3 protein-coding genes and 1 pseudogene are annotated in these 1,617 nt (G+C 34.1%); all 4 read right to left on the bottom strand.

What is annotated here, in order from left to right; translation table 11 throughout:
* Nucleotides 1-312: hypothetical protein (locus ACY65O_RS06470; RefSeq protein ID WP_462220036.1), on the bottom strand; the 312-nt coding region annotated here is incomplete at its 3' end.
* A gap of 23 nt (nt 313-335) precedes the next feature.
* Nucleotides 336-710: a hypothetical protein gene (locus ACY65O_RS06465; RefSeq protein WP_462220035.1), complete on the bottom strand. Its 375-nt coding sequence runs from the start codon at nt 708-710 to the stop codon at nt 336-338.
* Nucleotides 711-824: 114 nt separating this feature from the next.
* Nucleotides 825-1,331 carry a GbsR/MarR family transcriptional regulator gene (locus tag ACY65O_RS06460; protein WP_462220034.1) on the bottom strand — a complete coding sequence of 169 codons (507 nt, stop codon included), beginning with the start codon at nt 1,329-1,331 and terminating at the stop codon, nt 825-827.
* Nucleotides 1,332-1,391: 60 nt separating this feature from the next.
* Nucleotides 1,392-1,617 (bottom strand): annotated as a pseudogene (locus tag ACY65O_RS06455) (hypothetical protein); the annotation flags it as partial.

Below are 1,617 nucleotides of genomic sequence, written 5' to 3'. Positions count from 1 at the left end.
ATAGAGGTTAAAAAAATGCATACCTCCCAATATAAGAATGATGAGTCCAATTTTTAAACTCAATTTTTCTATTACCTCCTGAAAGTTCGTTACTCTGCCTGTTACCTGCAAAGTGTAAACTGCATATCCAATATTTATAAGGTAAAAGCCTACTAAAAGCAGATTATTTACACTGTCCGCTAATTCTTTCTGACCGTGAAAAATATCTATTAAAAAGACTTTACCATTTTTAAACAAAGTTCTTGCAACCCAGATTGTTAATGCAATTGTAATGATTAGATAAAAACTGTAAGTGATGATAATGTAGTTCATAAATTTATATTTAAGGTGAGTTTTTATTTTAATACTGATAAAGGCCGTTGCATTTTTATATAAGTTTCATCATAGCAAATCCAAGTATAATATACAGCCATTACAGGTGCTGCAAATAAAAGTATAAAGGCCACTATTATAATAATTGGATAGATAATAAACCCTACAGCTGTAATAATAAGAAGAGTAATAATTAGTGATTGATAATTACGTCTTTTTGTACCTTTTTCACAAAACCAATTCTTGTAATAATGAATAAGTAAACTAAGTATCTGCCACATGCCGACAATAAAATAACCTATAAAAAAACTGGCTCCCTGTTTACAAAAAGCAAAAACAGTACAAAGAATTATTAGTATCACATTTATCTCAAAATCAATTTTTTTAAACTTGCGCATAAACTGTGTATTTTATAATTTCAGAAATATTTGAAAATACATTGTTAAAGAAAAGCTGCAAAAGCAGCCTGGGTTTTTAACATGGTCAGACGGGACGTCAGACCATGTTAAAAACTATTTAAAGAACTTTAAAATATTGCCCAAAAACCAACTCTCATCTGCCTTTATCATTACGTCGAGCATTTTATCGGCCTGGCCGCCAAATTTTCTGATGCCGGCAACAGTATCAATAAACTGTTTGGTGGCAGCATCTTTTTTATCGCCGTCAATTTTTTCCAGCTGCGTTAATAATTTAAGCATCGGATCCAGCTCCCGTTTTTTTCTTTCTTTAATAATTTGTGTGGCCACTTTCCAGATATCTTTTTCGGCGCTGAAAAATTCTTTGCGTTCGCCGGGTATAAGCACACGGTCCACCAAACCCCAGTCAATTAAATCACGGGTATTCATATTTACATTGCCACGGCTGATGTTGAGTTGCTCCATAATATCATCCTGTGTAATCGGATCGGGACTTACCAGCAGCAGCGCATGTATTTGCGCCATGGTGCGGTTGATACCCCAATGCGTACCAAAGGCGCCCCAACTGCTGATGAACTGTGCTTTTGCTTCGGTAAGTTTCATGATGATTTATTTATAGTACAAAGATAGTGCGTTTTTTGAATTTTCAAAACTTATTGAAAACTAATTTTTCTTTTTTAGCCACATAAATAAAAACCAAACCAATGCAGCCAATCCAACAGTCCGGAATATTAATCCAACTGTAATTGCACTATCAGCATAAGATTGGTGTGTAACTTTAGCCCAGGCGCCAAACGATGTTCCAATAATGCCCAACACGGCAATAACGCCGAAGAAATAAAATTTATTCATTAAGTTAAGATAGAAAAAGTTATCTGTAAAATGCAGT

Source organism: Ferruginibacter sp., from assembly GCF_031430955.1.
In the GTDB taxonomy this organism is placed as follows: Bacteria; Bacteroidota; Bacteroidia; order Chitinophagales; family Chitinophagaceae; genus Ferruginibacter.
The sequence above is the reverse complement of the archived record's forward strand: the minus strand, read 5'-3'. Positions and strand labels throughout refer to the sequence as shown.

Excerpts from the sequence above, each read along its gene's own strand:
- ACY65O_RS06465 (WP_462220035.1), bottom strand. The coding sequence starts at position 710 with ATGCGCAAGTTTAAAAAAATTGATTTTGAGATAAATGTGATACTAATA.
- ACY65O_RS06460 (WP_462220034.1), bottom strand. The coding sequence starts at position 1,331 with ATGAAACTTACCGAAGCAAAAGCACAGTTCATCAGCAGTTGGGGCGCC.